The organism is Pseudodesulfovibrio portus (genome assembly GCF_026000375.1).
In the GTDB taxonomy this organism is placed as follows: Bacteria; Desulfobacterota; Desulfovibrionia; order Desulfovibrionales; family Desulfovibrionaceae; genus Pseudodesulfovibrio; species Pseudodesulfovibrio portus.
The window spans coordinates 153,096-177,231 of the sequence record NZ_AP026708.1 but is presented as its reverse complement, the minus strand read 5'-3'; the positions used below and the strand labels follow the sequence as shown (position 1 = coordinate 177,231).

Sequence of the window (24,136 nt, the reverse complement as noted above, 5' to 3'; positions counted from 1 at the left end):
GAGCCGTCGCCAAAGATTCCAACGCCCCTGCACCGCCGCCGGGGGCGTCTTTGGCGTTGGTGCGACAGCCGTTCCGCCCCTTGCCAAGAGATTCCGGCTGATGCATAATGATGTCGAGCTAGTGTGACCACTGGAGGCAGCCATGTCAGATATCAGCATTTCCACCGACACCATCCAATCCATGAGCCTGGACAGCCAACTGACCGGTGTTGAATCCTTGAGTGATACGAGCAGCGAAGTCGGCTCAGGTATGAACGAAGGCGGCGTGGACACCATGGAAATGGCCGTGGTCGGAACCGAGGTCCGCTCAAAGACCGAGGAATACTCCGGCAGCGGGCCGGACTTCAGCTCCACCGGGACGGATGTGGACGTCAGACAGGCCATGAGCTCCATCATCGACTCGGCCATAGGCAGTATCGCTGACGAAATAGCCTGAGCCCCCTCCCCTTGAACGACGAAAGGCCCCCGTCACATGACGGGGGCCTTTTTCATTTCGTCTTGCCGCAGCGGTATTACCACTTCATGGTGCGCTGCTTCTCCAGCGCGGCCTCCTGCTCGTCAAAGGAATCGAACCCGGCATGACGCATGGCGTCCTGCACGGTGTACTGCCAATCCCAGCTGGCATAGATGACCGGCTTGTGGAACACGGAACGGAACTGCTCCATTTCCTGGCGGTAGAATTCTTCCTTGGGAGTTTCCATATGGTCGCGCAGCTGTTCGCTGAAGCGATCCAGTTCCCCTTCGTACCATTCCATGAAGTCCTCGGGGGACTTGTATTTCTTGAGGATATGACCGTAGCTGTTGGCCTCCAGGAGGTCCTGGAGCTTGATCATATGCTGTTTCTTGAGCCACTCGCCCAGATCGCGGGTTTTGATCTCTTCGGCCTCGACCGCCGCCATGTCGAGCTTTGTCTGGTGGTAGGTGTCGGGGACGACAGAGGCGGACACGATGCCTGCGATTGCCACCAGGCCGCGCAGGATGACCGAGTTGGAAACGCCCTGGCCGCAGAAACCGACCTTCTTGCCGACCTTCTGGCCGGCGAAGATGGCGGACAGGATGGCCCATACCACGGCCGGATCTTCCTCATCGTAGATATGCTGCAGACTGGCGTTGTCACGGTCCGTGGCCAGAACCATCTGGGTCATGTCGTTGGAACCGATGGAGAACCCGTCGACTTCCTTGAGGAATTCCTTGCAAAGGACCGCGTTACTCGGGATCTCGGCCATGAGGATGACCTTGAGATCGTCCTTGCCGGATTCCAGGTTGTGCACCTGCTTCAGGTACCGCTTCATGGAGCGGGCTTCTTCCAGGGTGCGGACGAACGGGAACATGATGGACAGATTCTTTCCGCCATAGATGCCGCGGGCCAGCTTGAACGCTTCCAACTCCCAGTCGTGGATGTTGCGGGACACGCCACGGTAGCCGATCATGGGGTTGTCCTCGTGGGCCTCGAAGAGCAGGCCGCCGAGCAGGTTCCGGTACTCGTTGGACTTGAAGTCCGTGGTCCGGTAGACGATATTGCTGCCGTAGAAGGCCATGGCGAACAGGGCCAGTCCCTGGGCCAATGTCTGAATGTAATTTTCCTTGCCGGTGGTGTACCCGCGCTGTTCAAGCAGCGTACGGATGCGCTCGGGCAGGGTCGCCACCTCATCCATCTCCGACTTGAGCCCCATCTTGAGGGCCACTTCCTCTCGCAGGCTGGTGATCTTGTCGATGTGGGCGATGAATTCGGGCTCCCCGCTCAAACGCTCCACATATTCGTTCACGATCTTCTCATGTCCCTGGCGGATCTTCCAGGCCTCGGAACGCGTGCCCGGCATGGGCTCAAGCATGTCGTGATAGCCGAGAACGACCGACACATGTGCTTCCGGATCGATGGAGGTCTTGAGCACGTCGAGACGTTCGGTGGCCAGGGCGATATGCTCGTCCAGCTTGTGGTCCATCTCGCGGAGCTTGCGATGCATGGCCAGGACTTCCTCGGTGGAGCGAGCCCCTTCCTGTTCGGCCAGAGCCTCCATCTTCTTGTCCAGACCGGTGATCAGGCCGACGTATTCCCGCAGCTTGAGCGGCATGGTGATCAGACCGGTATCGAGCTGCTCCTTCATGACCTTGGTCAGACGCTTGTCCATTTCCTGGATCTTGTGTTCGACCAGGTCGTTGAGGGCATCCTTGTCGTACGCCTCGAGCGCCATGGGATGGACGCCGATGTTGCCGAGCATGAACTCGGCGCGCAGCAGGCCGATCTCGAAATCGGGCACCTGACGCAGGCGGGACAGGAACAGGGCCTGGCCCACGTCGGCCAGGATCAGGCCGACCTTGGTCTTGGTGGCGGGCAGTTCGGCCACGTTGATCTCGCCGCCCACTTCCACCAGGGGAAGCTCGCCGCGATAGACCTTGCCCCGGGAGCCGTCGACCGTGACCTGCTGCCCGTCCATGGAGCGCAGGGCCTCAAGCCGCTGGATGCCGATGATGGCCGGGATGCCCAGCTCGCGGGAGGTGATGGCCGCGTGGCTGGTGTCGCCGCCCACGTCGGCCAGGATGGCCGAAGCGATGCGCATGCCCGGCACCATGTCCGGGTCGGTGCGCTCGGCGGCCAGGATGTCGCCCTTGTTGATCTTGTTCAACTCCAGGGCGGAACGCAGGTACTTGACCGTGCCCTGCCCTGCGCCGCGGGACGCCCCGTTGCCCTCGAGGATGACCTCGGCGGAGTCGATGGCCTTCTTGTCCACTTCCAGGCGACGCATGAAGATGGTGTCGGGATGATGTTCGAAATCTTCGTTCCAGCGGGTTTCCGGGCGGGCCTGGACGAACCACAGACGATCGGTCTTGTCGATGCAGAACTCGGTGTCCATGATCATGTCGCCGTAGGCCTGCGAGATGGCGCGCACACCCTGGGCGACCATTTCCGCCTGGGCGATGGACAGGGACCAGCGGTTGATCTCGTTGTCCGGGACCTTGACCACGTGGGTACCGCTGCCGTCTTCCTTGTAGACGATCTTCTTTTCCTTGCAGCCCATGTAGCGGATCACGACCTCGCGACCGCCATCTCGCTGGAATACGTAAAATTTATCGGGAGTTACCATGCCGCCGACAACCGCCTCACCCAATCCGTAGCTGGCGTCGATGGACACCAGATCGTTCCGGTCGGTGCCTCGGCAACCGGTGGCCGTATCTGCGGAAAACGCGGTACCGGAGATGACCGGATTGATCATCCGCATGATGCACACGGAAAGCGAAGTGTGCTCGATGGCCCACTCCTTCTTTGCGTTTTCGGCAATGGAATCGTCGCCCGTCTCCTCGGCCTTGGTGATGGCGTCGAGGATGGCTTCACGGCGATAGGTCATGGAGCGCAGGTTATAGGCGGAGGCGCAATCCCAATGGTAGGCCTGGAGGCATTCATCGGCACCCACGATGTTCAGGTAGGTGTCCTGAAGACCGGCGAAAGCCTTCTTGCGGCTGTCCTCGCCGGCTGCGGAGGAACGCACGGCCACCGGAACGTCGTCCATGCCGGCTTCCTTGCAGATGGAGGTATAGGCGGCCATGATCTCCTTGCCTATCTCCTCCGGGACATCCACGGACAGGATGGCGGACTGGACGAGCACGGAACGCATGCGGAGCTGATCGATGCCTTCGGGAGAAGTGGCGAAGCCTTCGACCACGTTGTTGACGAAAGTCCTCAGGCGGATGGGCGTGCCCGACTGCTTGGTGGACTGCTCCTTGATCTTCTTGCCTACCTCGCGCACGAAATGCTGCAGGTATTCGGAATCTTCGTTGACCGCGTCGGAATTCCAATCGACGCGATTGTATTCCTTCTCGACCGTGGCCCGCACCACGGCGGCGTTGACTTTGGTGTCGTCCAATATTGTATGAAATGCATGGGAGGAAATGGCCCGAAATTCAGGGGCCCGGATACCGGAGACCTGACTGATGATGGCTGTGTTGTAGTTTTTGCCGCCTACCAGCAGTTCGGCTTCTTCACCGATCTTTTTAATCTCGGCCCCGTTGAGGACAAGCTTCTTCATCAAGGTCTCGACCTTGGCGCCCGATTTCTTGGGTTTGGCTACCGGCGCGTCCTTCTCGGTCTGCTTCTCGCTTTTGGCCATTCTCTCCTCCTGGATACTCCGTGCGATTCGAAACGGTTTTGCTTCCGCAACGAATCGTGGCCCACGGTTATGTGTATGAAAATGAAATAACACACATGAAGTTCGACACTTCGAGTTTTCGCTTACAGGGAAGGCACGCCGTTCGTCAACAAAACTATTGGTTGGGCCACCATACCAATAATACCACTTTCGTCTTTATCATACACCTGCCTCATTGATACGGACAAACCGGGCCAACGAAAAAAAGGAAAGGCCGACGCATAGTTAGTACGCGTCGGCCTTTGCCGTTGGTTATCCAGAATACGGATCAGACGGATATAGTCATTTCAGACCAATTTACCCACGATCACTTATAAATTACATTTTCTGACCGCAATTCGGGCAGTACTTGTAACCCTGGCCGGGCACATCCGATTTGCAGGTGGGGCAAACTCCGGCATCGGGCCCGAGTTCCACGATGAGCTCCCCTTCCACCACCGGGATCATCTTCTTGTCCTCGGTGTATTTGGCGGACTTGATGACCCGGCGGACCGTTCCGTCTATGGGCGAAAGCACGGATTTTTCCTGCTTCATGATGGAGATGTTGAACAGCTCCTCGCCCACCTTGACGCGATCCCCGGGACGGACATGGGTGACCCACAGGTCGCCATTGCTGGGTGAACCGACATGGAACTCGTTGGCAGGATCGGCCATTTCCGTGGACTCCTTGCCGCCCGTCTCCGGCTCCGCCACCTTGACCTGATGACTCATGATCTCGGAGTCCAGCACATACCGGATAACGGCCATGCCGTTCTCGTCCGGTTCGGAGATGTCCAGGATGCGCATCCTGTGCGGCTTCTTGCAGTTGCCCTGGAAGTTCAGGACCTCACCCTTCTCCAAACCCTCGAACCAGACGTCCACGGGCAGGTTGTTGATGTTGCCGAACTTCTCGCAGAACTCGATGGTCTTGATGGCGTCGCCCGGATGGTTGAGGTACATGACGAACTCTTCCTCGGTGGGCTGGCGATGCAACCGGGCATGCAGGGCTTCCTTTTCGCTTTCCAGATCCACGTCTGCCAGCGTCACCAGCGGAGACTCCTCGGTGCGGTCGGCGATGGCATTCTCCCATCCCTTGCCGAATGCGGACTGATAGACCCAGTCGGCCGGGAAACCGAGAGGCAGCTTGCCGAACTTGCCGAGCAGCAGATTGCGGAAGGCGTCGTTGGAGTCGCGATACAGGTCCAGCCGGGCCTCGCGCTCCAGATCGTGCAATTCGGACTCGGAACACAGGGTGACGATATCGAGAATGTTCAGGAGCCGCCGGACCTCGCGTTCGCCGCCGCGCTTGTACGCGCCGGTTACTGCCAGGAAGGCGGTATTCCAGGTGATCTGCGAACCGGGGGTGACGTCGTGGTACCGGACGACCTTGCGGGTTCCTTCGAGGAACTTGAGCATGTACGGCAGCAGCTTGATGTACCCCTGCTTGAGCGCCCCCTCCTGGGAGGATGACGTGGCGCCGCCGGGCATACCGTGACGGACCACGTCGTGATCGATGCCCTGGAAGTACGGCGCGGTGTAGCGGTCGTAATAAGGCATGATCTGCTTGAGCTGGAAATTGGTGGCCCGGATCATGTCCTTGTCCAGGTGCGTCTTCAGGCCGATCTCGTCTTCGATATACGAGGCGGTGGACAAAACCTCGCCCTGACCGTACCAGCGTACCGCCGCGCCGATGGCCACATCCACGATATGCGCCCCGGCCTCGGCTGCCGCACCCATGGTCGGCACGAAGAGACCATCGGTATAATGGCGATGGCTGTGAATGACCAATTCAGGATACTTGGCGCGGATGGCGGTAATCAGCTCGCGCATGAACCTGGGCGGGCAGACCCCGGCCATATCCTTGAGACCGAGGATGATCATCTTCTCGGCCTTCTTTTTCGATACCCCGCCGGCCTCGGCGCACATGCTGACGATCTCATCCGTCACATTCAGGTATCGCTCGACATCGAAGCCCTTGGCCCAGGACAGGGAGATGGCGGGCTCGAAAATGTTCCGGGTGGAGTTCATGGCCACCTCGGCGAACGGCCGCATGTTATCGACATGGTTGAGGAAGTCGAAACAACGAATGACTTCGTAGTGTTCGTTGATCATCTCCCCGGTGAGCCGCATGACGTTTTTGGGCTGCGGCTTGTAGCCGAGCACGTTGGTGGACCGGATCAAAATCTGTTTCAAAGTATTGGGAGCGAACTTGTTCCACTCCGCCGCTTCAGTGAACGGATAGGTCATGTTGGCCAGCATGGCCACGTGGAAGTGCGCCCCGCCGCCATTTTCCAAGGAGAAGAACCCGCACTTGTCCAGGTTGGGACCGATGATGCGGTCTTCGGCCAAACGGAAACGGTTGCCGGAATTGGACTGGGTGATGTCGCGGGTGGTGGTGTCCGTCATATGGATGATTCCCGCCTCGCGATCCGTGCGCAGGGTATCGAGAATGGCGTCGCGGTCCATCTGGCGAGTGAAGCGCGGCTCAAACCACGTGGAGACCTCCGGGGCTTCCACGAGTTCGAAACGGCCGACACGTTTGTCCTCACGTCCCCGGTAATCACCGAGCTGGACGTACGTATTGTGGCCCAGAGCGGAAATCTCGGCCACCAGGCGGGCCATGCGCAGGGAATCCGGCTCGCGGTCGGAATAGTCCATGAGCTCGGTATAATGCTGGCGGACGAAATTGGTGTCGTAATCGGCCTCGATGAATTCACGCTGATCCACAATCTTCCTGTGGAAGGGAATGGTCGTCTTCAGGCCGCCGATCATATACTCGCGTAGGGAGCGCTTCATGAGGGCGACGACCTTTTCCCAGGAGTTGCCGTAGGCGATGAGCAGTGATGCCGCCGAATCGTAATTGGACGGGAAGCGGTATCCGTCCCCCACGCAGGAGTCGATGCGGATACCCTGGCCGCCCGGCGACACGTACCGAGTGATGCGGCCGGAGTTTGGTTCGAAGTTCTTCTGCGGGTCCTCGCAGTTGATGCGGCACTGCATGGCCCACTGATAGGGCCTGGTCTTTTCCTCGCTGAGACGAAGTTCAGCGCCGAAAGCGATGGCGATCTGCTCTTCCACGAGGTCGATGCCGTAGCGGCATTCGGTGATGCCGTGCTCCACCTGCAATCGGGTGTTGACCTCAATGAGATAGGGGGTGCCCTTGGTGTCCACCAGGAACTCGACCGTGGCCAGGGAATAATATCCCACGGCGGACACGAGGCGGCGGGAATATTCCTTGAGCTGGGCGCGCAGCTTCTCCGTGTACTTGGGCCACGGGGAAGGCGTGATCTCGATCAGCTTCTGGTGGTTGCGCTGGACCGAACAGTCGCGCTCGTCCAGGCAGAAAACATTGCCGTAGTGGTCGGAAATGACCTGAATTTCGATGTGACGGACCGAAGTCAGGAGTTTCTCAACATACAGGCGGGGATTGCCGAAAGAAGCCTGGGCCAGTGCCGAAGCCTTGGCAAAGGCGTTCTCAAGGTCCTCCTCCTGGTACACCTCGTAGATGCCGCGCCCACCGCCGCCGCCTTCGGCCTTGAGCATGACCGGGAAACCGATCTGCTTGGCGATCTCGCGGGCTTCGGGGATGGAGACGGCCCCTTCGGAACCGGGCACAACGGGCACGTCCTGTTCGATGGCCAGTTTGCGGACGGCCACCTTGTTGCCCAGGATGCGCATGGGCTCCTGCTCGGGACCAATGAAAATGATGCCCGCTTTCTTGCATTTCGCCGGGAAGGTGTCATCCTCCGCGCCGAATCCCCAACCCGGATGTATGGCCACCACATCGTTGGCTTTGGCCTCGCGAATGACAAGGTCCAGGTCCAGGTAGGCGCGCGGATCGGCGCCGAGCATGAGCAACTCGTTGGCACCGGAGGTTGCGGGAGAGGTTTTATCCACGTCCGTGGCGGTCATGATCGCCTTGGCGTTGAACATTTCGGTGATGGAACGACAGATTCGCCGGGCCGGGATACCCCGGTTGGCGACAAGAATCCGCTTCCCCCTGACCTCTTCCAGGACCTCTTCAAAGGACTTCGGCATGGAACTCACTGATCTCCTAAACTAATGTATACTAAGGGCTCCCCGACACCGCACCGAATCCGGCAGCGCCTAGAGAGGAGAAATTGAACCGGAATACAATACCTTTTCATCCCCTTCCCGGAGCACCACGAGCCCACCACCCAGGGACAGGCCGGTCACGACCGCCTCGTATGGCGCTTCGTTACCTTCCAGTACCCGGATGGTTCTTCCCATCCAGGCCAACCTGCTCTCGACCATAGCGATAAATCGGGTGGGTGGAATCTCGTCGAGCATGATTTCATACACGCTTTTCCCACGGTTTACAAGGCGTTCGAGCAGGGTCAATGGACCACCGGAGGGGTATGGAATTGCCATTTTTGCAGCCGGGACCGAATGATCTTCACGCAATTCCTCTTCAGGCGGAAAACCTGCGAGATTCAGCCCCAAACCAAGAATAGATTTACCGTTGCGCTCTTCTATGAGCATGCCGCCGACCTTGCGTCCGTCCTGCAGGATATCGTTGGGCCACTTGATCTTCAGGCCTGCGGCCTGCTCCTCCAGCACGCTGCAGACCACGTATCCGACAACCAGGGGCAGAAGCGGCGCAAGTGCTTCGGCCCACTCTCCCCTGACCGGTGCATCCGGCAGGGCGATCGAGGCATGCAGGTTGCCCGGCAGCGACGCCCACGGCCTGCGCAACTGCCCCCGGCCCCCGGTCTGCACCCCGCTGACCAAGGCCCCCCAATCGCCCAACACTTCGGATTCCACGAGCCCGCGGACCGTCTCCATTGTGGTTTCGCAGGTATCCACGGCGACAATGGCCGTGATGCCGGTAGACGCGCCCCTCCACATCTCACCGTCCTGAATCCACGGGCCATGGGACTGGACATCATCGGCCCAGGACGGATGCAGGGCGGACACGTCGTCGGGCGTAATACCCGAGATAAAATTTCCAGCTGGAAGCATGGGTTACCTTATGCTAAAGTCATGATCATGCGATTCTATCTTGTGGGCGGCGCGGTCCGCGATCTCCTGCTCGGCAGAGACCTTACCGACCGGGACTATCTGGTGACGGACTGCACGCGAGATGAATTTCTTCGCGCCTTTCCCGAGGCTCAGGAGGTTGGCCAGGCTTTTCCCGTCTTCTGGCTGTTCCGGACAGAGTTTTCCTTTCCGCGCGCTCACTCCCTGACTGAAGAATTACGATCCAGGGACTTGACTGTCAACGCGCAACTGCTTGACGACGACGGCAATCTGCTCTGCCATCCCCAGGGGCTTGAGGACCTGCGAAACCGCATCCTCCGCCCAGCTTCGGACCATTCGTTCCGGGACGATCCCTTGCGAGTATTCCGGGCCGCGCGTTTTTTTGCTCAGCTCCCGGACTTCACCCCCCATGATGAATTGAAAAATGCCATGACCCGGGTATCCGACACGGGTCTGTTGTCCTCGCTCCCGGCTGACCGGGTGGGCAGCGAGGTGCGCAAGGCGCTCAATGCGCCCTCCCCCGGCAACTTCCTGCGGTTGCTGAATGAAACCAACTGCCTCTCCCCGTGGTTCGGCGAACTGGAGAAAGCCGCAGAAATGGCGGCCGGACCGCCCGCCCACCACGATTCCGACGTCCTGGAGCACACCTGCCGAATCATGGATTCCCTTGCTGGCAATGAACTGCGGGTCTGGATGGGACTCTGCCATGATCTGGGCAAGACGTTGACGCCGAAAAACAAGCTTCCCCGGCATCACGGCCATGACCATGCGGGCATCCGCCTTGCTGAGGAATTGACGATCCGCCTACGGCTGCCCAACAACCTCAAGGTCGCCGGCATGAAGGCGGCAAAATGGCACATGGTCGCCGCCCGGTACGACGAACTGCGGCCGGGAACCAGGGTGGACCTGCTCATGGACACCCACCTCTCCGGGACCCTGGCTCCTCTCTTCAGGCTTGTCCGGGCCGATCACGGCCTGGATTTCGAAGGCAGCGCCGCTGCGGACCTCGCGTCCATACTCCAGGTCCGCCTGAACCCGGAAGACAGGAACCGGGGCCGGGAGTCCGGCCAAGTGCTCCGTCGGCTCCGGGCGGAAGCTCTTACACGGAAAGGATAAAAACCATGAAACTCGATTTTGACAAAAATTGCATGAATACGTATGAATATTTCATTGGATGAAATAGTCTTTCGGGAAACTGCTTTCCACCTAACACGCTGACATTACGGGGATTCTAAGATGAGACTGGTCACCCGCTCCGATTTCGACGGCCTTGCATGCGCTACCCTGCTCAAACACATGGGCATCATCGACGATTACCTTTTCGCGCATCCCAAGGATTTGCAGGACGGCAAAGTCGAGGTCACGCGCAAGGATGTGCTGGCCAATGTCCCCTACGTCGAGGGGTGCGGGTTGTGGTTCGACCACCACACCAGCGAACAGGAGCGGCTCGGAGACATCGAATTCGAGGGAGCGAGCAAGCCGCTGCCCAGCTGTGCGCGGGTCATCTATGAATACTATGGAGCAGACAAGTTCCCGGATTCATTCAAGGGACTGATGGAAGCCGTGGACAAGGTGGACTCGGCCAACCTGACAGTTGACGAAATCACCAATCCCACCGGCTGGATACTGCTTGGCTACATCATGGACCCGAGAACCGGTCTCGGTCGGCACAGGGATTTTCGCATCAGCAACTACCAGCTCATGCTGGACATGATCGAATATTGCCGCATCAACACTGCTGAAGAGATCATGAAAGTCCCTGACGTCAAGGAAAGGATCGACTTCTATTTCAAAGAAGAAAACGATTTCAAGCAGATGCTGAAGGATAATGCCACGACCTACGAAAACGTGGTGGTCCTGGACCTGCGTAATCAGGACCCCATCCACTGCGGCAACCGGTTCATGATCTACACCCTGTTCCCCGACTGCAATGTATCTATCCGCATCATCTGGGGATTCAAGAAACAGAACGTGGTCTTCACCGTGGGCCATTCCATCACCAACCGGACCAGCAAGACGGATGTGGGCAAACTGATGCTTTCTTTCGGCGGAGGCGGCCACAAAGCCGTGGGCACCTGCCAGGTGGCCGAATCTGAACAATCGGAGACGCTCAAAAAGCTGATCGACCGCCTCAACGCTGACGGGTAACCCTCATTCGGACGTCGTTCACTGCGGCCCGGAGGCCGCCTTGCGCATATCTGCCACGAGCGGATCGACGTCCTGTTTGCGCACCGAATACAGTTCATCACAGAATGTTCTGATGGCATCCCGCACCTTCCTCAAAGGGGGCAGGTCTTGGACCACGGGCAACTTCAGATCACTGAAGTCCATGGGCGAAAAGCACATGTCCTTGTCCAACTCGCCCCCCTCGAAGAGACACATGTTTCCCATGATCCGCTCCCGCTCCGTGACGTCGGGATTCATCCGTTTCACGTACCTGAGCATTCCTGTCGGTGATATCTGATCGTTCACCTTGTGTATTTGATCATTGATATACTGGGACATGGCCCGTAGGCGAAGATAATGAATGGTCAGCCGCTTCCTTCCCGGATGCTCGGGGTCGTCGAAATATCGACCGTTGAGATATTCGTCGGATACTTTCTGGAAACGGTCATAGGCCCTGACCACGCATTTTATGTATCGCCCCCTGCCGGTGAAGGCGAAAGGGACCGGCCCCGGTTCAAACTCCGAAGCATCGTTGTCCGAAAAGGGAATGCAGGACGGCAGTATGTCCAGGGCGATGTAGAAATTGCGGGCCGTGTCCGTGTCGAGAAGCAGCTTGTGCAGGGCGGCAGCGGCCTTCGACAGCTTTGCGGCCATGAACCTGAACTCCGTGACCATCTGATCAAAGGCGTTGATCATGTCCTCCAGGTTCTTGCGCGCACCAAAATAGGACTCCGCCATATCGGAGACCACATCCTGTTGCAGCTGGTCAGCAAAATCCTTGATACCCGACATAATTCGTCCCCTTTCACCGGTTTTCAGCGCATTTGCCTTTGTTTTCATCCCAAATTCATGTCCGGTCAACATATTTACGTTGATTCGACCGGGCAAACCCACTAAGGTGCCACCGTCAACATTGCCAATGAGGAGCGCTCAATGCTGCTGAATGAACATAAGAGCAAACAACTTTTCGACAAGGCCGGTGTCCCCGTGCCGGAAGGCGTGGCCGTCTTCCCGGGAGAGGAAGACAGCTTCAAGACCGACCTTCCATTGCCCTGGTTCCTGAAATCACAAGTGCTTACCGGCGGTCGCGGCAAAGCCGGCGGCATTCTGCGCATTGACGATACAAACGACTTCCCTCAGACGGCGCGTGCCCTCTTCGATCTTGAAATACGGGGCCAACGCGTCCCGTTCATCCGGGTTGAACCAGGCGCGGCCATTGCCCGTGAATTCTACCTCTCCCTGACCGTTTCCAGGGAACGCCGGTGCATCCTGCTCAGCGTGGGCCGTGAAGGCGGCGTGGAAATCGAAAACCTCGGTGCGGACAACCTGCTGGTACAGGAAATCAGGTTACCCGGCGGCCTGGCCCCCAACCAGATCAGGGCCGCCTTCTTCCACCTCGGCCTGGAAAAGGAACAACTCAAGGATTTCGCCGCCCTGTTGACCTCCCTGTTCAACGGCATGCTCGACAACGGCCTGCTCATGGCCGAGATCAACCCCCTGATCATCACGCCTGACAATGAATTCGTGGCCCTGGACGGCAAGGTGGAAATCGACGACAACTACGCCGACCTCGATCCCGGGATGGAGGCCTTCTACCAACGCGAACATGCCACTCCGGAAGAAAACACCGCTCGCGACGCCGGGCTTTCCTTCGTAAAGCTGCCCGGCTGGGTAGGCCTGATGGTCAACGGAGCCGGTTTGGCCATGGCCACCATGGATCTGCTCAACTTTTCCCAACTCTCGGCCTCAAATTTCCTTGATCTGGGCGGCGCAGCCGATCAGAAGCGCATGCAGACCGGGCTGGAACTCCTCTTCGACGACCGTCAGGTGAAAGCAATTTTCATCAATTTGTTCGGGGGGATACTCTCCTGCGAGAAGGTCGCCCTGGCCATGAAAGGCGCACTCGGCGGCGCATCCCCGAAAAAACCCATTGTGGTCCGCATGTCCGGTAAAGACGCGGAATCCGGACTGCGCATCCTCAAGGATTTGGGAGTCGACAACCTGCACATGGCAAAGGACATGCAGTCGGCCATCACCATTCTGGAGACCCTCAAGCCCGCCGACGCTGCTGTGATAGACTTCCCCACGCCCATGGACCGGCCCGCAGGCGGGAAGCCTGCGGATTGCGGCTACCGGTCCAACGCCACCTTCGGCATCGACAGGGACACACCCATCCTGGTGCAGGGCATAACCGGCCGCGAAGGCCAGCTCCACACCCGCCTGATGCAGGAATACGGCGCCAACATCGTGGCCGGAGTCACTCCGTTCAAGGGCGGCCAGGAAGTGCTCGGCGTGCCCGTCTACAATTCCATCGCCGAGGCCAAGCGGGCTCACGACATCGGGGCCAGCATCATTTTTGTCCCGCCTCGCATGGCGGCGGACGCCGTGGCCGAAGCCGCATTCAACGAAATCCCTTGGGCCGTGTGCATCACCGAAGGCATCGTCCAGCACGACATGCTGGCGGTTTTCGAGCAGATCAAGCACTCTCCCACCCGGGTGGTCGGGCCCAACACGCCCGGTATCATCGTACCCGGCCAGACCAAGATCGGCATCCTGCCCACCATGCCGTTCACTCCAGGCCCGGTGGCCGTGCTCTCCCGCAGCGGCACCCTGACCTACGAGGTGGCGGATCGGCTCACCGCAGCAAATATCGGCCAGTCACTGTGCGTGGGCATCGGCGGCGACCCGTTCATCGGTGTGAGTTTCGTGGACATGTTTGAAATGATTCGCAATCATGACGAAACCAAAGCGGTGGTCGTGCTCGGCGAGATCGGCGGACGGGCAGAAGAAAATCTGGCCGATTACGTGATGGAAACCGGCTTCGACAAGCCGGTAATCTCCTTCATAGCGGGCCAGACCGCGCCTCCGGGCAAACGTCTTGGCCACGCCGGGGCCATCCTGGAAAAAAGCGGAGGCATCGAGTCAAAGCTCCTGACCATGAGCAAGGCCGGATTCGCCATCTGCCCCAGCCTGGAAACCGTGGCGATTACAACCGCCAATGCGTTGAAATAAAAGAGATTTATGGTGAAAATACTGCTTCTAGACCTGGGTAAGATCATGCGCGGCGGCCAACGGCAGGTTTTCTACCTGGCCCGACACCTGACGCGTACCCCCGGCTTCTCGCCACTGGTGGCAGTGCCCAAAAACGCCCCGCTCATCAGCCTGGTCCAGGAGGCCGAGATTCCCTTTGTAACGCTGCCTTCATCCAGTGATTACAATCCGTTGAACACACTAAAGCTGCGCAGCATCATCAAAACCTTCAAACCGGACATCGTGCATACCAATGACGCCAAGGGCGCTTCCCTGGCGGCCTTTGCAAAAAAGATGTCCGGCTCCGCATTCAAACTGGTCCACAGCCGCCGTGTCTCCTATCGGCTCAAACCGGGCTGGAGCAAAAAGAAATATTTGCACGGCGACGCAGTAGTCGCGGTCAGCCGTGAAATTGAAGAGGTGCTGATATCCTGTGGAATTCCCAAGGAAAAAACCAGCACCATCCACAGCGGCATCGACGCCTCCATGTACCCCACGGAAAGCCGCAAGCACCCGGTCCTGACCATCGGAGCCGTGGGCGCACTCAGTGAACAGAAAGGGTTCGAGGTACTCATCGAGGCCCTGGGTCATCTCAAGGACAATCAGTCCATGCCGGACTGGCAGTGCATGATCGCCGGGGACGGCCCGCTCAGACATGAACTGAAGCTGCTGGCCGAAAAACTCGACCTGGCGCGGTCCATCCTGTTCCTGGGCTATCGCGACAGCCGAGAAGTCCTGCCGGAAATGGATATTCTGACCATCCCGTCCATCGACGGCGAGGGCTCCAATGCGGTCATCAAGGAAGGCTGGGCCACACAGACACCTGTCATCACATCCGATCTGCCGTCCAACCTCGAACTCGTCACCCATGAGCACGACGGCCTGGTCTTCTCCAACAAAGACGCCAGGGAACTCGCCTCAGCCATCGTCCGCTTGGTCAACGACCCGGAACTGGCTCACAGGATGGTGGAAAACGGTTCTGAGTCGGTCATGCGCTACACGGACCAGACCATGGCCGAGCAGTACATCGCCCTGTATGGCCGTCTGCTGAATCACCCGGCCTGATCACGTCCTGATCACCGATATTACTTGAATTTCCCATCCAGGATCAGATGGGAGAAGTAGCCTGTCGCAAAGGCCGCATAGAACGGCAGAAAGACCATTATCGCATTTTCCGCCTGCATGAAGAGCGGAATGGCCAGGATGGGGATCGGCACAAGCAGCATGGCCCACCATGTGTGCGTCCATCCCCGGTGTGATCCCACTGCCGGCAGCATGGAAAAAAGCCCGAACCAGGCGGCCCAGACATACAGCCCGCGCATGATCAGGCCCAGGTCCATGGCCACGAACACCGCGTAATAGAGATTCTGCCCCTTGGAATTGGTATCCACATCCGGGAACAGCGCCCCGAGCAGGCAGAATCCGATCAAACCGGCGGCCATCAGGGGGTCAAAGACCATCCAACCGAGCAGGATGGCCCCAACCACGCCCATGACGCCGAAAAAGAGTCCTCCGGCAAGGTGTCCGCGATAATCAGGCATATGTCTGGAATACAGTCTAGGCGCACACGCTGTTCATGACAAAGCGTCTGCATTCTTCATATAAATCGGGAACTTTGTACGGAGTTAGGAAGCGGGTACGGACCGCGCCGACGATATTGCCGTAAATGAGGAAAGCTGTCTGGACCACAGGCAGGTCGTTGATGGAACCGTCTTCGATCCCCTTGCGCAGGAACTCCTCGATCAGGTCGATGAGCTGCCTGAATTTTGCGCCGATCTTTTCCCGATCCAGGTCCGGGTTGTCGTCGCTGAACGGTGAACAGCGGATAACCGTGGGAAAGGTCTTCTCGTTCTCCACGGTGAAGTCGAGATACGCTTTGACCAAAGCTCCCAACCCTTCGCAGCCGTTCCTGCAGTCTGCGGTCTTTTCCCGAAGCACTGCGATCATGGTATCGATGAGCTCACTGCCCGCCACCATGAACAAGTTCTCCTTGGAATCATAGTAATGAAAGACCAATCCCGAAGCCACCCCAGCCTGTTCGGCCACCATCTTCATGGTGGTTCCGGCGTATCCGCACCGAGCGAACGTCTCCTGGGCTGCCGACAGAATTTTCTCTTTCTTGGTCATCTACAACTCCATATTGAATGATAGGACGGGTCAATACCTGCAACTGCTTAGTACGTCACGCAACCGAGTTCAAGAGATAATTCCCCGGCATGGAAAAATCAAAGGGCGGCAACCGAAGTTGCCGCCCTTTGAATACGTATCCATCAGGAATTACATTGCGTCGGATGACTGCAATTCCTCGATCTGCTTGTCTATTTCCTTTTGAAGCCTTTCGGGCAGTCCCATGATGTCGGTGTTCAGGAAGCCGCGTACGATGGTGGAAGTCGCCTCGTCCTCATCCAGGCCGCGGGCCATGAGATATTCGATTTCCTCCTGGGCGATCTTGCCCACGGAAGCCTCGTGGGAGAGCTCCACACCCTCCTCGGTGCCGTCCAACTCGGGAATGGCCCAGATACGTCCGCCGCCGAGTATCAGGCCCTGACATTCCAGGTGTCCCTTGCTCGGGACGTGGTGGGCGGCGATGTGGCCCCGGTTGATTATGGTGCCGCCCGAGGAGATGGTTCGGGCGATGATCTCACACCGGGTGTTCGGGGCGTTCATGATCACACGGTTGCCCATGTCCAGGAGGGAACCTTCGGTGGCCACAACCACTGAATTGAAGCGGGCCACGGAATCCGAGCCGTTCAACTCGATGGAGGGGTACATCTGCAGATCCTTGACCGGCTTGAGCAGCACGTAGTTGCTCAAGAATTTACCGCCCTCCTCGACCACACCCGCGGAACGCGGTCGGACCGCGACGCTATCGGACCAGTTATGCACCATGGTAAAGGTCAACGAAGCGTTTTTCTTGACGAAAAATTCGGAAATGCCGAGGTGGGCACCGGCCTTGGTGCCGTGGGCCACGGAACAGCCGGTAATGATATGCGCTTCGGCGCCCTCTTCGATGATCACGATGTTGTGGACGTTCTGGCCCACCTGCTCGGACTTGAGCATCAGACAGGACTGAATAGGGTCCTTGATCTTGGCGCCGGCCTTGACGCGGATGAAGTACCCGCCGTGCAGGTTGTCGTGGGCCTCACGGGTGTATTCGTCCTTGTCCGGGTCCACCTGGGTCCAGAAATACTCCTTGAGTCCGTCGTATTTCTTCAGGGCGTCCTTGATGTCCATGATCTCGACGTTGTCGTCCTTGGACTGACAGTGCACCGAGGACTGATCCATCTGCAGGAATGTGGCGGAACGGGTCGACAGGTCCGTGACCACCCCCGCCATGAGGAGCTGATCCTTGTCCTCCTGGGACAATTCGTTCAGGTCGGCGATGGCTGCCTGGCTCACCCCGTCAAAATTGAAATCTTTCAGATCGACTTTGCTCATATTCTGTCTCCATGGGGAGTTGCTAGTTCATGCAGCGAACGCATTCCTGGTAGCCGTGCTGGCGGATATGATCCAGGATGTCCCTGGGACGGCCCTCACAACACAGGTGGCCCTGATACAGAACCTGGCCGCGATCGGCGTTGACGTAGTCCAGGATGTACCCGGTATGGGTGATGATCAGCCCTGCGGTCTTGGTCTGCGCCTTGCGCTCCTTGAGACTCAGATCCGTGGCCAAATCCGGGGCCAGATCGAAATTGCCGTCCAGCACGTCACGGGCAACCTTGCCGACCAGTTGCATGTTTTCCATGTCCACGCCGGATTCGGGCTCGTCAAAGAGCACGAGGTCCGGCTGCTGGGCCATCAACTGAAGCAACTCTGACCGCTTAATCTCGCCGCCGGAAAATCCCGCATTGATGTCACGGTCGAGAAATTCGGTCATGTTCACGGTCTCGGCCAGCAGGTCGGGGTTCACGTTGCCCTTGCGGGAACACATCTGCACCAGATGGCGGGTTCGCAGGCCGTGGATGGTCGGGGGACGCTGAAAGGACATGCCCAGCCCCAGCCGGGCACGCTCATACATGGGGGCGTCGGTGATATCCTTGCCCTTGAATATGATCCTACCCTTGGTCACCTCGTATCCGCCAAAGCCCATGAGCGACATGAGCAAGGAGGTCTTACCGGAACCGTTGGGTCCGAAGAGGATGAACGTTTCCCCTTCATTTATTTGGAGATTGATCCCCTTGAGGACCTCTTTATCGCCAATGTTGACATGCAGGTCTTCTATGGTCAGCATCGCATTCCTCGCTTTGAATCGTTTCGCAACAGGCTCAATACTTAAGCGCGCCCCGGAAGTCCAGTGAATGATACGGGACTTGCTCCCCCGGGGGGATTGGATATACTCGGTTCGACCAAAGGATGGAATTACAATGGCTAAAAAGCGTATAACCGATCTAGGCGATCTCAAGCAGATCAAGTTCAAGAAGGAAAAAGAGGACATCTATTCCCTTCCTTACGAAAAGAAAAATGAGGCTCCTGAGGAGAAAGTCAACCCCCCGGATGCACCTCGGGATGAGGAAATCTTCCTGAACGCCATGCAGGGCGTCGAAAAGATGGACGGCAGCTCCGGACGCCAGGTCGCTCCGTCTCCGGAAGCCCCCAAGCAACCGGCGATTTCGCCGGAAGACGAAACCCGCCGCGACCTCGACCGTTTCATGCGCGGGGAGATCGAATTCGAACTCGAATACACGGACGAGTTCCTCTACGGATACGTGCGCGGCCTGGACATCAAGACCTTCCAGCAGCTCAAATCCGGCTCCCTGAGCGTGTCCGCGCACCTCGACCTGCACGGCATGACCCAGGATCAGGCACAGGAGAGCCTTCTCTTCTTCATCAAGGAAAGCTACCTGCAAAACTACCGCTGCGTCCTGGTAGTCACGGGCAGGGGCCGCAATTCACCGGGCGGTCTAGGAGTCCTCCGCTCCGAGGTGGGCACCTGGCTGACCCGGGACCCGCTCAGACGGGTTGTCCTCGCCTTCTGCACCGCCCAGCCCAAGGACGGCGGCGCAGGGGCCGTATACGTACTGCTCAGGAAACAAAAAAAGACCCAGGGCAAAGTGCGATGGGACATTTTCACCCGGTCCGACTAGATCCGGGTTGCCGGGCATGAAAAAACCCCCGCCCTTTCGGACGGGGGTTTTTGCTTTCTAAGCGGGTGCCGCAGCGGATTCTGCGGCATGGGCTTCTTCGGCCGGGGCCTGCTCGGCTCCGCCGCCCAGCCCGGCCAGTTCCTTGGCCATGGCCAGCTCCTCTGCGGAGAATATCTTGTTGATGTCGATGATGATGATGAACTGGTCGTTCTGACGACCCATGCCCTTGATGTACTCGGCATTGATGGCCGCGCCCATCTTGGGAGCCGGCTCGATGGTGTCCGGGGTCATCTCGAAGACTTCGCGCACCGAATCGACCAACGCGCCCATGATCGTGAATTCGCCTTCGAATTCGATCTCCACGATGATGATGCAGGTGTCCACCGTATCCTCGCCCTGGCTCATTCCCAGCTTGAGACGCATGTCCACGACGGGCACGGCATGCCCGCGCAGATTGATGACGCCGCGCATGAACTTCGGGGTCCTCGGGATTTTGGTGATGGAGGTCAGTTCCAGGACCTCGCGCACCGTGCCGATGTCGAGAGCGAAGATTTCCTTGCCCAAGGTAAAGGTCAAAAATTGATTGATATCCTTCAACGCTTCATCAATCATGGGAACCCCCTGTTATATTTTCACCTTCATGATATCGCCTTGCTGCATCGGATGGTCTGGCCCTACTTGCGACAGAGCCTTTTGAAACGATGCCATTCTCTAATTACTCAATATACACGCCGACATGAAAAAACCATTATAAATATTTCCGGCCCCGATACAACGTGTCACCTATTTCCTGTCGATATATATATCAAAAAAAAAGCAAGGGGTGCAATTTTTCCGCAAAAAATGATTGACAACCAAACCGCTCGCGGATAGTTACTCACTTCGCGTCGGGATGTAGCGCAGTCTGGGAGCGCACTTGAATGGGGTTCAAGGGGTCGGAGGTTCAAATCCTCTCATCCCGACCAAACGATGAAATACCCCGCTGGACCGATTCAAACCGGTCCGGCGTTTCATCGAAACCAGCTGAAAAGCTGACGTAGCTCAATCGGTAGAGCGCGTCCTTGGTAAGGACGAGGTAGGCAGTTCAATCCTGCTCGTCAGCTCCACATATCAAAGCCGCTGATCGCAAGATCAGCGGCTTTCTCTTTTGCCTCTCCCTCTTTCCGTCTTTGAGCGCGGCATTGCCAGAAGCAGTTGATTTCAAAAGTATGTCAAGCGCTCATTTTATCTTATAGGCTGTTTTTACTCTACATTCGTTCACAAAACCGGGTTTTGCCGAAAACCGGGGGTATGCTGATTCGGATTCCCGGAGAAGGTTTCCGGGAACGAAACCCGAGAGGAGACAATGCCCCCCTATTCATACCAATTGCGGCACGACCGGAACGGTCGAATCATTGAGAAACAGGAAACCGTGGCCGGAAAATCCGTTACCTGGAAATACTCCTACGACAAGGAAGGCCGCCTTTTCGAGGCGCACCTGGACGGCAGGCTGATCTGCCAGTGCCTCTACGACAGCCAAGGCCGCCGCATCCGGGACTACCTGCCCGCCACCGCCGGGCCGAGCTACCGCGACTATCAGTACACCATGGACAACCGTCTGCTCCGCGCGGGCAACAACACGTACACCCACGACGACAACGGGTTCCGCTCCATCTGGTCGAACGGCGGCACGTACCATCTGTACGAGTACGCGCCGGACTATCGCCTGCTCAAGATGGAGGTGGAAGACCAAAATCGTGTCTACACCTACCACCACGATGATGACGGCCAGCGGGCAGCCAAATATTTCAACGGCAAACTCGTCGAGGCCTACCAATGGCTTGACTTCATCAGGCTTGGCGCGTTCCACGACGGGCACATGGGTTATACGTTCGACTACGCGGATAACGCGCGGATTCCCTCGGCCATACGCCGCGAAGACGGTGCCGTATTCACCCTGCACTACGACCAGGTCGGGTCCCTGCGCGTTGTTGCCGATGCACACGGCAACATGATAAAGGAGGTCCTGTACGATCCATTCGGCGGCATCATCGAGGACACCAATCCGAGCTTCCGCATACCCTTCGGCTTTGCGGGCGGACTGCATGACCGCGATTTGGGGTTCGTCCGTTTTGGTTGGCGTGACTACGACGTGAACACCAGTCGGTGGACCACGCCTGATCCCATTGGGGATAAAGGCGGTGATCCGGATTGGTATGGGTATTGTCTGGATGATCCGGTGAATGGGGTGGACCCGCTGGGGCTTACCAGCTTCAACGATTTTATTGACGACTCAGCGCTGTTGTTGAAGGAAAAGCTCAGCTGGCGGGATGTTTATGTTTGGCGAGCCAACGAAGGTGCATGTCAACAATGTTCCCGCCTTGATGGGACGCTGCAAGAAGATGCCGACGTTGAATCCAAAAGGCCACACCCAAATTGCAAATGTACAATTGAAGTTTGTCGGGAAGGCCTGGAAAGCGATGATTGGCAACATGCGTATGAACGTGAGCCGCATTACGAAGTATATATCAAAGCCTCCAATCTGACGGGCGCCGCCGCAATAGCAAGTTGGAAACGCGTTACCCCGGTGGTGGAAAGAAAAGCATGTCGACGCGTCAGAATTTGCCCCTCAGAAGGTAAAACCATTTTGGAAGAAAAAACACTCTATAGAGAAACGAATCAACATGAAACACAAACGACAAGAGCAACCTGCTGGGTTGGCCGGGGAGATGCCTCGGAACCTGGAATTTGTACTGCGAATAATCCTTGGACAGGTGAAACGGCAGTTGTTGAGCGGTAATGCCCTATCTGTTCTCGTATTTGTTTGTGTATTGCCCGCGTCCTTCTGCCATGCTGCGGACGCATTGTCCGCCAAGAGTTTTCTCGGTCCCATTCCCGGAGTACGTTACTTTTACGCCGATGGACACGGGACGGAAATGACGGTCCGGGGCATTGCCTGGACCGACTCGGGTGTGCTTATGGTCGAGGAAGAGACGGTGTTTCCCGCCCTCCCCTCCGAAGAGTGCGGCGGAATGAGAACTCTTTCGGAAGTTTACGGCTTATATGTTGTCGATTCACGTCTTATGCGCAGGGGATACCCTTTGAACGGCGGTGTAAAGGATTCGATTCTTCTGGACCTGGGGACCAAACACTGGGCCAACCCCGTAGCCCTTCTTCCTGCGGGAACACACGATCTTCACCGAGCTACGCCCGGTTTAAATGTATGCCGCCAGGCAGACAAAACACAACGGAAGCTGTTCGGAAAAGAGAGAACAGTGCTGGCGATACGATGTAGCCGCAACATCCCGTCAAAGTATGCCTCCGATATTGGTCTGATTGGCCAAGGAAACATGGAACTCGTCCACATTGAAGTGGGAGGTAAAAAGGTTGGCACTTATTGAGAACTCAAATTGCCTCAATAAACGCCACTGTCACCCATTTGGGAATTGCATTGCCAAGGACAACCTCTCGCGGCACAGAATAGCTGTCATCACACAGAAGGGACATCCGCTCAAAAAAATTATTAAATAATTTCAATATATAAAATTCAACTCCGGCCATGGGGTTCAAGGGGCAGAGGCTCAAATCCTCTCATCCCGACCAAACGATGAAATACCCCGCTGGACCGATTCAAACCGGTCCGGCGTTTCATCGAAACCAGCTGAAAAGCTGACGTAGCTCAATCGGTAGAGCGCGTCCTTGGTAAGGACGAGGTAGGCAGTTCAATCCTGCTCGTCAGCTCCACATATCAAAGCCGCTGATCGCAAGATCAGCGGCTTTCTCTTTTATCCGAATTCACAACGCCCTACCCTGAACTGTCCACGATGCTGCCGAGCTGGTCGGCCACGAGATCGGCCAGGAGTTTTTCCAGGGAATAGTCCGGATCGGACGGCATGCGCATCTGGGCGGCCTTGTCGAGCAACTGGGCCTGGCTCTGGAGCTGTATTTCCTGGGACTGGAGGGAGTCCTCCTTGCCCTGGTACACGTCCAGAATCGACTCCATCTCGCTCTTGAGGGTCTGCACGTAGCCGAGTTGAGTCGCCCGCGTCCCTGCCGCGCCGAGGTCGGCTCCGGTCAGATCCGACCAGTTCACGCCGCTCGACGGATCATCGACGGAATGGAAGGTAATATCGAAGCCTCCGCTTGCGCTGGACTGGATGTGCACGTTGCCGGTGGCATCGATCTGGCTGGTGTCCCACTGGGAGCTGTCCAGCACGGCTATGCCGTTGTAATCGGCCCCGGAGATGGCCCCGGTTATCTTGTCCCGCAAGGCGTCGAAATCCCCCTGGACAACCAGGCTGGTGCCGTCCAGCTCCCCCGAGTTGATCTTGTCGATCATATCTTCCATCTCGTCCAGGGCATCGACGATGGTCGCCATCTCGGTTCGCGCCACGCCCATCATGGCGGCCGCCTCACCCACGTTGCGGGAGGCCTGGCGGACCGACTGGGCATCGGCACGCAACGTGCCGGACATGGCCTGCTCGAACGGGTTGGTAAAGGTGGTGGCCCTGACCGGATCGCCCAGCACCAGACTACGCAGGTCGCGTCCGACTGCGGACGAACCGAACAAACGGTTGGTCAGCATATCCTGCTGCAACAACTGCTGCGAATAGGTGTAGAGAAAGCTCTTTTCTATATCCGTCAAAGCCATGGCGTCTCCCGGACGGCAGATATATTAATACACATACGTTATCGACGGCCTGAGCAATATCTTTAGGGAGGGGCCAAAGCGACGGGCGACAAAAGAAAAAGGCC

18 protein-coding genes and 3 tRNA genes are annotated in these 24,136 nt (G+C 57.7%); 11 read left to right on the top strand and 10 right to left on the bottom strand.

Translation table 11 applies throughout. From position 1 onward, the window contains the following. Positions 1-142 precede the first annotated feature (142 nt). A complete protein-coding gene (locus OO730_RS00885) occupies positions 143-436 on the top strand; it encodes a hypothetical protein (RefSeq protein ID WP_264982698.1) in 294 nt (97 codons plus the stop codon). A 76-nt stretch (positions 437-512) separates the two neighbouring features. Here OO730_RS00885 and OO730_RS00880 read toward each other — a convergent pair whose 3' ends face one another. From OO730_RS00880 to OO730_RS00870, 3 genes are all read right to left on the bottom strand, one after another. Next, entirely contained in the window at positions 513-4,103 is a 3,591-nt protein-coding gene (locus OO730_RS00880) for a PEP/pyruvate-binding domain-containing protein (protein ID WP_264982697.1), read from the bottom strand. A gap of 357 nt (positions 4,104-4,460) precedes the next feature. Continuing rightward, positions 4,461-8,159 (bottom strand): pyruvate carboxylase, encoded by a 3,699-nt coding sequence (locus OO730_RS00875; RefSeq protein WP_264982696.1) that lies wholly within the window; start codon positions 8,157-8,159, stop codon positions 4,461-4,463. Positions 8,160-8,228: 69 nt separating this feature from the next. Continuing rightward, complete coding sequence (locus OO730_RS00870) at positions 8,229-9,104, bottom strand: biotin--[acetyl-CoA-carboxylase] ligase (protein WP_264982695.1); 876 nt, start codon at positions 9,102-9,104, stop codon at positions 8,229-8,231. Positions 9,105-9,131: 27 nt separating this feature from the next. Here OO730_RS00870 and OO730_RS00865 point away from each other — a divergent pair, with 27 nt between their 5' ends. Then, positions 9,132-10,238, top strand: coding sequence for an HD domain-containing protein (locus tag OO730_RS00865; RefSeq protein WP_264982694.1), 1,107 nt, complete (start codon positions 9,132-9,134; stop codon positions 10,236-10,238). 120 nt (positions 10,239-10,358) lie between these two features. Then, a complete protein-coding gene (locus OO730_RS00860) occupies positions 10,359-11,270 on the top strand; it encodes an exopolyphosphatase (RefSeq protein ID WP_264982693.1) in 912 nt (303 codons plus the stop codon). Between the two features lie 18 nt (positions 11,271-11,288). Here OO730_RS00860 and OO730_RS00855 read toward each other — a convergent pair whose 3' ends face one another. Then, positions 11,289-12,080, bottom strand: a complete 792-nt coding sequence (locus OO730_RS00855; RefSeq protein WP_264982692.1) for a hypothetical protein — start codon at positions 12,078-12,080, stop codon at positions 11,289-11,291. Positions 12,081-12,221: 141 nt separating this feature from the next. Between OO730_RS00855 and sucD the strand changes: the two genes are divergently transcribed. Both sucD and OO730_RS00845 read left to right on the top strand, forming a co-directional pair. Beyond that, the gene (sucD, locus tag OO730_RS00850; protein ID WP_264982691.1) at positions 12,222-14,300 is read left to right on the top strand and encodes a succinate--CoA ligase subunit alpha; all 2,079 of its coding nucleotides are present in this window, start codon (positions 12,222-12,224) and stop codon (positions 14,298-14,300) included. Between the two features lie 12 nt (positions 14,301-14,312). After that, positions 14,313-15,383, top strand: coding sequence for a glycosyltransferase family 4 protein (locus OO730_RS00845; protein WP_264982690.1), 1,071 nt, complete (start codon positions 14,313-14,315; stop codon positions 15,381-15,383). Positions 15,384-15,403: 20 nt separating this feature from the next. Here OO730_RS00845 and OO730_RS00840 read toward each other — a convergent pair whose 3' ends face one another. The 4 genes from OO730_RS00840 to OO730_RS00825 all read right to left on the bottom strand — a co-directional run bounded on the left by OO730_RS00840 (position 15,404) and on the right by OO730_RS00825 (position 18,549). Continuing rightward, a complete protein-coding gene (locus OO730_RS00840; protein WP_264982689.1) occupies positions 15,404-15,859 on the bottom strand; it encodes a metal-dependent hydrolase in 456 nt (151 codons plus the stop codon). A 16-nt stretch (positions 15,860-15,875) separates the two neighbouring features. Further along, entirely contained in the window at positions 15,876-16,445 is a 570-nt protein-coding gene (locus OO730_RS00835; RefSeq protein WP_264982688.1) for a TetR/AcrR family transcriptional regulator, read from the bottom strand. Positions 16,446-16,595: 150 nt separating this feature from the next. After that, positions 16,596-17,756 carry a SufB/SufD family protein gene (locus tag OO730_RS00830; protein WP_264982687.1) on the bottom strand — a complete coding sequence of 387 codons (1,161 nt, stop codon included), beginning with the start codon at positions 17,754-17,756 and terminating at the stop codon, positions 16,596-16,598. A gap of 22 nt (positions 17,757-17,778) precedes the next feature. Continuing rightward, positions 17,779-18,549 carry an ABC transporter ATP-binding protein gene (locus OO730_RS00825; RefSeq protein ID WP_264982686.1) on the bottom strand — a complete coding sequence of 257 codons (771 nt, stop codon included), beginning with the start codon at positions 18,547-18,549 and terminating at the stop codon, positions 17,779-17,781. Between the two features lie 133 nt (positions 18,550-18,682). Between OO730_RS00825 and OO730_RS00820 the strand changes: the two genes are divergently transcribed. Further along, complete coding sequence (locus tag OO730_RS00820) at positions 18,683-19,402, top strand: Smr/MutS family protein (protein WP_264982685.1); 720 nt, start codon at positions 18,683-18,685, stop codon at positions 19,400-19,402. Positions 19,403-19,459: 57 nt separating this feature from the next. On the opposite strand, the gene OO730_RS00815 is transcribed toward OO730_RS00820, so the two are convergent. Beyond that, on the bottom strand, positions 19,460-20,014 hold the full coding sequence (locus OO730_RS00815) for a chemotaxis protein CheW (protein WP_264982684.1): 555 nt from the start codon (positions 20,012-20,014) through the stop codon (positions 19,460-19,462). A 276-nt stretch (positions 20,015-20,290) separates the two neighbouring features. Between OO730_RS00815 and OO730_RS00810 the strand changes: the two genes are divergently transcribed. From OO730_RS00810 to OO730_RS00790, 5 genes are all read left to right on the top strand, one after another. Beyond that, positions 20,291-20,367 (top strand) — tRNA-Pro (locus tag OO730_RS00810). A 65-nt stretch (positions 20,368-20,432) separates the two neighbouring features. Beyond that, positions 20,433-20,508: transfer RNA gene (locus OO730_RS00805), tRNA-Thr, on the top strand. Positions 20,509-20,747: 239 nt separating this feature from the next. Beyond that, positions 20,748-22,181: an RHS repeat domain-containing protein gene (locus OO730_RS00800; protein ID WP_264982683.1), complete on the top strand. Its 1,434-nt coding sequence runs from the start codon at positions 20,748-20,750 to the stop codon at positions 22,179-22,181. Then, positions 22,171-22,782 (top strand): hypothetical protein, encoded by a 612-nt coding sequence (locus OO730_RS00795; protein WP_264982682.1) that lies wholly within the window; start codon positions 22,171-22,173, stop codon positions 22,780-22,782. Before OO730_RS00800 ends, OO730_RS00795 begins: the two co-directional genes overlap by 11 nt. Positions 22,783-23,049: 267 nt before the next feature. Further along, a tRNA-Thr gene (locus OO730_RS00790) sits at positions 23,050-23,125 on the top strand. A 61-nt stretch (positions 23,126-23,186) separates the two neighbouring features. Here OO730_RS00790 and OO730_RS00785 read toward each other — a convergent pair. Next, positions 23,187-24,032, bottom strand: a complete 846-nt coding sequence (locus OO730_RS00785; RefSeq protein ID WP_264982681.1) for a flagellin — start codon at positions 24,030-24,032, stop codon at positions 23,187-23,189. Positions 24,033-24,136: the final 104 nt, after the last annotated feature.

Bases quoted from the DNA above. Each gene is read 5' to 3' on its own strand.
- OO730_RS00820 (WP_264982685.1), top strand. From the start codon at position 18,683: ATGGCTAAAAAGCGTATAACCGATCTAGGCGATCTCAAGCAGATCAAG.
- OO730_RS00855 (WP_264982692.1), bottom strand. From the start codon at position 12,080: ATGTCGGGTATCAAGGATTTTGCTGACCAGCTGCAACAGGATGTGGTC.
- OO730_RS00785 (WP_264982681.1), bottom strand. From the start codon at position 24,032: ATGGCTTTGACGGATATAGAAAAGAGCTTTCTCTACACCTATTCGCAG.
- OO730_RS00860 (WP_264982693.1), top strand. From the start codon at position 10,359: ATGAGACTGGTCACCCGCTCCGATTTCGACGGCCTTGCATGCGCTACC.
- OO730_RS00840 (WP_264982689.1), bottom strand. From the start codon at position 15,859: ATGCCTGATTATCGCGGACACCTTGCCGGAGGACTCTTTTTCGGCGTC.
- OO730_RS00830 (WP_264982687.1), bottom strand. From the start codon at position 17,756: ATGAGCAAAGTCGATCTGAAAGATTTCAATTTTGACGGGGTGAGCCAG.
- OO730_RS00825 (WP_264982686.1), bottom strand. From the start codon at position 18,549: ATGCTGACCATAGAAGACCTGCATGTCAACATTGGCGATAAAGAGGTC.
- OO730_RS00800 (WP_264982683.1), top strand. From the start codon at position 20,748: ATGCCCCCCTATTCATACCAATTGCGGCACGACCGGAACGGTCGAATC.
- OO730_RS00885 (WP_264982698.1), top strand. From the start codon at position 143: ATGTCAGATATCAGCATTTCCACCGACACCATCCAATCCATGAGCCTG.
- OO730_RS00865 (WP_264982694.1), top strand. From the start codon at position 9,132: ATGCGATTCTATCTTGTGGGCGGCGCGGTCCGCGATCTCCTGCTCGGC.
- OO730_RS00835 (WP_264982688.1), bottom strand. From the start codon at position 16,445: ATGACCAAGAAAGAGAAAATTCTGTCGGCAGCCCAGGAGACGTTCGCT.
- sucD (WP_264982691.1), top strand. From the start codon at position 12,222: ATGCTGCTGAATGAACATAAGAGCAAACAACTTTTCGACAAGGCCGGT.
- OO730_RS00875 (WP_264982696.1), bottom strand. From the start codon at position 8,159: ATGCCGAAGTCCTTTGAAGAGGTCCTGGAAGAGGTCAGGGGGAAGCGG.
- OO730_RS00870 (WP_264982695.1), bottom strand. From the start codon at position 9,104: ATGCTTCCAGCTGGAAATTTTATCTCGGGTATTACGCCCGACGACGTG.
- OO730_RS00815 (WP_264982684.1), bottom strand. From the start codon at position 20,014: ATGATTGATGAAGCGTTGAAGGATATCAATCAATTTTTGACCTTTACC.
- OO730_RS00880 (WP_264982697.1), bottom strand. From the start codon at position 4,103: ATGGCCAAAAGCGAGAAGCAGACCGAGAAGGACGCGCCGGTAGCCAAA.